The following is a 5,368-nucleotide window of genomic DNA, read 5'->3' as shown; positions in this document are numbered from 1 at the left end:
AAGATTCTTCAAGAGTTTGGTACAAACTATGTAATTAATTTTGTTTAGCTACTTATTGGAGGCGAACGGGGGACTCATCAAGGTATGACGCGGGAATGGCTGTTTTGGTATGATGAAGCAGGTCAGAGATATCTAACACCAGAAGAGGAAAAATTTCAGCAACAGCAACAACTTCAAGAACTTTTAACTAAATTACAACAAAGAGGAATTGACCCCAATACACTTTAAAAGTTATCAGTAAAGGCTAAACTACTCAACCTTCAACGCCCGCCGCGCCAGCTTCGCGTAAGTCTTCACCGTTTCATAAGGCATTTGCAAATCTTCCGCCACCACTTGCAACGACTCGCCCATTTCCCGCCGTGCTAAGATAGTTGCCCACTTTGATGCTACCTCAGAAGCGCGATCGCCTCCCGTCCTTTTTCGTTGGGCTGTAAATATCTCCGTTAACTCCTCAATTCTACTTGCCAAGAAACTTTCTACCTCTGGTACATCTGCGACAACTTGCGATGACCAACCCAAGCGGGTTTGACCCAAGCCAAATGTCGTTTTATGACCAGTACCGCAATAGGGTGCTAACTTACCTAAAGCATAAAACAACTGATAAAATTCGGGATTGTGGGACGCTTGTTTAGTCAAACTAAATTCTACTGCACCTGTAAAACCTGTCACTGCACCCTTCTTACCCGCTAGTATTTTTAATGAGACGATTTGATGACGGGTAATCAGCACAGACTCATCTACCCACGCCAGAAAGGTATCCTGCTCTATCGGTATTCCTGAAAAATCATTCCAACGGCGTAGGTAACTATGAAATACATTCATCGGTACAGGTAAGGGTAGATGATGACCTTTGCGACGAAAGCTAGTAGGACTGATAAATCTTAAACTGAGATTTCCTCCATCTTCAGCATTAAGTAATTGAGTATAGGTTGTAGGCGCATGAACAATATTACACGCAAGAATCTGTAAAGGTGCATTCCGCAAACTCACCTCTGAAGGCAGATTTTTGACCCACTGTGCCAACCATTGCACCACTCTACCTGATAATGCTGTCACAGACCAACGATAGGTTTGATGAGCAAAAATTTTTAATTGCTTCCCACTACTAACTAATTCGCCATCCAATGCAGAGATAGTGAAGGGTTTTTCTGACTCGCTATCATGGAGATAAGCAGAAAGTTCTGGATTGGTTGAACGTACTTGGTCGAGAAACCAGGCATGGAGTCCAATGGTGTACTGAGGGTACAAAGACACATCTACTTTTGTGGCTAACTCAAATTCCAGTCCGACTAATTCTGTCTCTAGTGGCCAGTCGGGGTCAGAATTTGGGAGATTGATTTTGTTCTTGGGGCGACGCACCATTTATGCACTAGGTTGAGAGAGACAATGTTGCATACTTGCAGAAAGACTTTGTTGGTTTTGTAGCATAGACAAGATGCCCCCCCTAATTATACAAGTTAAATGTGTAATACATTAAGCGATCGCCTAGGGAGGATTTCATAAACCTAGGTTTTTTTACACTCTGCTAGCTGATCATAGAGAAAATCAGATGCGATCGCTTCAGAAACTTCTCAAGGGTGTGTTAGGCGATAACCAAATTGACTCAGGTAATTCCAACTTAGAGGCGTTAAGTTGGCTCATTCAACAATATATTCCTGTACTAGTGAAAATTTGCAGCTTGCAGAAACAACCAGACGCGCAAAAAATACCACCTAAAAAATAAATATCTCCAACTCTGGGTGAGAGCGTTAGCGCAGCTTACTGTAGTATCGCTCTCACTAGACACTATATATTTGATCCCCGGATATGGCTTTGAGTTTAGAGGTAAATGATTCCGAGCGATCGCTCTTGGCTGGGGTAAACTGCCCAATAGGTGGATGATTTAGAGTGATGGATGGATCATTTGTCTCTTGATGGGGGGGTTCTGCGGGCTTTAACCTTGGTTGCACAGCAGTCGTCACTGCACCCACCGTAGACGCTGCCAAAACTCTTGTTTCTGGTGGTGGTGCGGCTTTTTGCAGGAATGTTTCTTGGTGTTTGACATTCATCAATTGAATGGACGACTGGCTACCATTGTCATTTTCGACTGGCGGGGATGAAACTAACACCAAATCGGGATCATAGTTGACTCTCTCAGACACCGTTGGTTGTTGGTGAAAATTTAACGCCGTCGTGGTAGTAGCCGTTAAACTGGCGGGAAATTGGCTACAAATTAGGCGTTCAAATTCCATATTAAAATGATAGAAAACTTGCCCTCGGCGCAGCCAAAATGCCAATATTTGCTGCACGGAAATTCCCTTATAGCGTCCTTGATATAGAGCTTCAATGACCGCTAAATGTAGCCAATCTGGTGGATATTGTTTCCGCCAACGATGAATTAGCTCACTAGCACTGTAGCTACTGAGGTCAAAACTATAGTGAATTAAGAGGGCGATCGCCAAGTTGGCACAAGTTACTGGTACTGATTGTGACATGGGACTGTTGGACGCTGGCAAGAGGTGTAGATGATCTACCCAGTGCTTCTGGGAGACTAACCTGTAGGGAACTGTAGGATTTGTTACCAAGAGTTTCCAAGCTGATAAGCAGTGTCTATTATTCTACTTGGTCAATTGTCAACTGTCGAAATTATATAGGCTGAATTAACACTTGGCGCACGTTGAATTGCAACTAAGGCTTGATAGACCATTGCGGCAACTTCTGCCCTGCTTGCTTCCCGCGTGGGTGCTAGTAGTTTGGGGTCGGGGTGGTTAACAATGATTCTCTCTTGGGTGGCAGTAATTACGGCTTTACGGGCATACTCAGGAATTGTATTACTGTCAGTATAAGTGAAACTATTATTATTGGTTGTTGATAGGGCAAGTCCATTAACTAAGGAGACAATTACCTGTAGCCTTTGGACATTTTGGTCAGGGCGGAAAGTGCGATCGCTAAAACCACTGACAAAACCACCACTAGCGGCGATTTGTAAAGCCTGATAAGCCCAAAAATCTTTGGGTACGTCAATAAAGTCTGTAGCTGGTCTGCGGGGTGTAGGGTTGAACGCACCCGCCACTAAAGCCGCATATTGGGCGCGGGTCATGGGTTTATTGGGCTGGTAGCTACCATCAGCAAAACCATGCGTGATCCCCATATCTGCCAAGCCGCGAATAAATGCTTCCGCCCAGTGTCCGCCGAGGTCGGTGAAGGTGGGAAGGGCAACATCGACCCTCACAATATAAGGTGAAGCGATCGCCTGTTCTTGTCCATTTGTCACTAAAGCTTGATAAATTAATGTAGCAACTTCGGCGCGGGTGATATCTCGCAGTGGGTTGAGTTGATCTGTTTGGGGATAATTTACCACTAATTGTTTTTCGGTGGCGGTAGCAATGGGATTGGTGGCATAACTGGGAATTTGGGCGCGATCGCCATATACACTTAACACATTGGGACTACCACCACTCAGCTTTAAGCCATTCACTACAGAAACTATCGCCTGCACCTTAGTTAAATTCTGCCCTGGTCGAAATGTACCATCAGGGAAGCCGCTAATAAAACCCATTTGGGCGGCTTTGGTAATTGCTGACGCTGCCCAAAAGTCAGATTTGACATCTTTAAATTGACTTTGGGGATTATTCGTGGGCAAATTAAAGGTTTTCGCAATCACCGCCGCATACTGGGCGCGGGTAATGGGCGCATTAGGGGCAAAAGTGCCATCAGGAAAACCGCTAATAAAGCCCTTACCTACCAAAGCTTCCACAAAAGCAGTAGCCCAATGTCCAGCTAAGTCAATCAAACTGGTGTTAGCCGACTGCATGGGGTTATCTATGGTAGCGGCGAGAAAATTCACCTGACCCTTCACTTGGGTAGGATTTAACTTGTTACCCACAGAAATCAATGGCTGGACTGAGGAATTTTGAATATCAAATCCACCATTGTCACTAAATATATTCCCGGCTACATCTTGAGTATTGCCCAAATCCGGGACGGCATTTTCATTGACGAGTAGCCCACCTTGGGTATTTTTAATAATCAGGTTATCACGCAGCACCGGCCTAGCATTGCGAGAAAGTGCGATCGCAGTCCGATTATCAGATAATTTATTATTGGCAATTAAAGGTGCAGCAAAGTCACTAATAACGATACCCAAGGGATTCTTTTGCAACACATTCCGCAAGACTTCGCCTTTACTATTACGTGCCATAAACACACCACTGGCGGCATTCTGCACAAATACATTATCGAGAATATATGGTTTAGCCGTACCGCTAGTAAATACACCCTCTCGACCGCAACTAGTAAAAGTATTGTTGACTATATGAGGTGCAGTTGATTCCAGCCAAACCCCAGTTCCCTTACCCACAGGATTAGTCACAGTCACACCTCTGAGACTGGTTTTATTCAACAAAACTATGGTGACATTCTGCACACCAAAGCTAGGGCTTTGATATTCTCCACTCCCAGAAATTAAAATCCCCGCACCTTTGTTAGCTTCATTACCAAGCACCGTCACCTTTTCGGGGATTACTAGGGGAAACACTTCCTTATTTGCAGTGCTATAAGTCCCCGCCGCCAACTGAATAATTGCCGGGGAAGTCGCTTTTAAAGCACGAGTCAGGGTTTTAAACGGACTTGTCCGTGAACCAGAGTTAGCATCATTCCCCGTGACAGGGTTGACATAGAGTGTGGCAATGGGGTTAGTATTCACCATTGATAATTAAGCAGCAATTGTTTAAATGACACCATGATAAAACAACAGTAACGGGAAATTGGGAATAGGGATAGGGAACAGGTGATAGGTGACAGGGGATAGGAAGGACTTTTAAGTCACCACTCTTCATTTCTGAATGTGGCTAAGGCACGGAAATAATTTTATGACTAGAAGATTGCATATTTTTCTTATTATCCTCAGATAAATCTAAAAGCCAGATTCTGAATTCTTCCCGAATAATCACTCACAGCTAGGAACACAGACTATGTTTAAACATGGAGTTTTAGCTTCAGTTGCAGGCGGCATAATATTAAGCTTGCTAACGACTGCTGCCGAATCAGCACAGGCATCTACTCTTGTATTTAGTGGATCAGGAGCTACAACAAATACTGCCTTCAATGATTTTCGCACAGCGATCGGCGGTGGCAGTCGCATTAATTGGGATGGTGTCCGTCTTGATGGGACTGATGCTAACCCTAACACTCAAATAATTGATTTGGGAAAAACAGTTGCAATTCCGGTTGATCGCTTCCAAGGGGCGGGTGCAATACGGTTCAGTTAAGGCTAGCAAGCTGATGAGTGATATGAAATTTCGGAACTTCTACTCGTTGTCCAGTCCCTCTGTGTTCAATACTTCTCGGTTAAGGATTAAGCAGTATTAAGAATAAAAAAAGTGAGTGG

At 44.2% G+C, this 5,368-nt stretch carries 6 protein-coding genes; 3 read left to right on the top strand and 3 right to left on the bottom strand.

The annotated features are described in order from the left end of the window. The first annotated feature begins 84 nt into the window (after positions 1-84). A complete protein-coding gene (locus ACM0OR_RS27505; RefSeq protein ID WP_414579577.1) occupies positions 85-228 on the top strand; it encodes a hypothetical protein in 144 nt (47 codons plus the stop codon). Positions 229-249: 21 nt separating this feature from the next. Here ACM0OR_RS27505 and cas6 read toward each other — a convergent pair whose 3' ends face one another. Then, complete coding sequence (cas6, locus tag ACM0OR_RS27500) at positions 250-1,362, bottom strand: CRISPR-associated endoribonuclease Cas6 (protein ID WP_414579576.1); 1,113 nt, start codon at positions 1,360-1,362, stop codon at positions 250-252. Between the two features lie 187 nt (positions 1,363-1,549). On the opposite strand from cas6, the gene ACM0OR_RS27495 reads away from it, so the two are divergent. Further along, positions 1,550-1,723 carry a hypothetical protein gene (locus ACM0OR_RS27495; RefSeq protein ID WP_414579575.1) on the top strand — a complete coding sequence of 58 codons (174 nt, stop codon included), beginning with the start codon at positions 1,550-1,552 and terminating at the stop codon, positions 1,721-1,723. A 55-nt stretch (positions 1,724-1,778) separates the two neighbouring features. Here the strand turns inward: ACM0OR_RS27495 and ACM0OR_RS27490 are convergent, their stop codons facing one another. Then, entirely contained in the window at positions 1,779-2,474 is a 696-nt protein-coding gene (locus ACM0OR_RS27490; RefSeq protein WP_414579574.1) for a hypothetical protein, read from the bottom strand. 131 nt (positions 2,475-2,605) lie between these two features. Beyond that, positions 2,606-4,687 carry an S-layer homology domain-containing protein gene (locus ACM0OR_RS27485; RefSeq protein ID WP_414579573.1) on the bottom strand — a complete coding sequence of 694 codons (2,082 nt, stop codon included), beginning with the start codon at positions 4,685-4,687 and terminating at the stop codon, positions 2,606-2,608. 265 nt (positions 4,688-4,952) lie between these two features. Between ACM0OR_RS27485 and ACM0OR_RS27480 the strand changes: the two genes are divergently transcribed. Continuing rightward, on the top strand, positions 4,953-5,249 hold the full coding sequence (locus ACM0OR_RS27480; protein WP_414579572.1) for a hypothetical protein: 297 nt from the start codon (positions 4,953-4,955) through the stop codon (positions 5,247-5,249). Positions 5,250-5,368: the final 119 nt, after the last annotated feature.

Origin of the sequence: Anabaena sp. CCY 9402-a (assembly GCF_963920945.1) — a bacterium.
In the GTDB taxonomy this organism is placed as follows: domain Bacteria; phylum Cyanobacteriota; class Cyanobacteriia; order Cyanobacteriales; family Nostocaceae; genus Trichormus; species Trichormus minutissimus.
This window is presented reverse-complemented; position numbering and strand designations above follow the sequence as displayed.

Bases quoted from the DNA above. Each gene is read 5' to 3' on its own strand.
- ACM0OR_RS27505 (WP_414579577.1), top strand. From the start codon at position 85: ATGACGCGGGAATGGCTGTTTTGGTATGATGAAGCAGGTCAGAGATAT.
- cas6 (WP_414579576.1), bottom strand. From the start codon at position 1,362: ATGGTGCGTCGCCCCAAGAACAAAATCAATCTCCCAAATTCTGACCCC.
- ACM0OR_RS27495 (WP_414579575.1), top strand. From the start codon at position 1,550: ATGCGATCGCTTCAGAAACTTCTCAAGGGTGTGTTAGGCGATAACCAA.
- ACM0OR_RS27490 (WP_414579574.1), bottom strand. From the start codon at position 2,474: ATGTCACAATCAGTACCAGTAACTTGTGCCAACTTGGCGATCGCCCTC.
- ACM0OR_RS27485 (WP_414579573.1), bottom strand. From the start codon at position 4,687: ATGGTGAATACTAACCCCATTGCCACACTCTATGTCAACCCTGTCACG.
- ACM0OR_RS27480 (WP_414579572.1), top strand. From the start codon at position 4,953: ATGTTTAAACATGGAGTTTTAGCTTCAGTTGCAGGCGGCATAATATTA.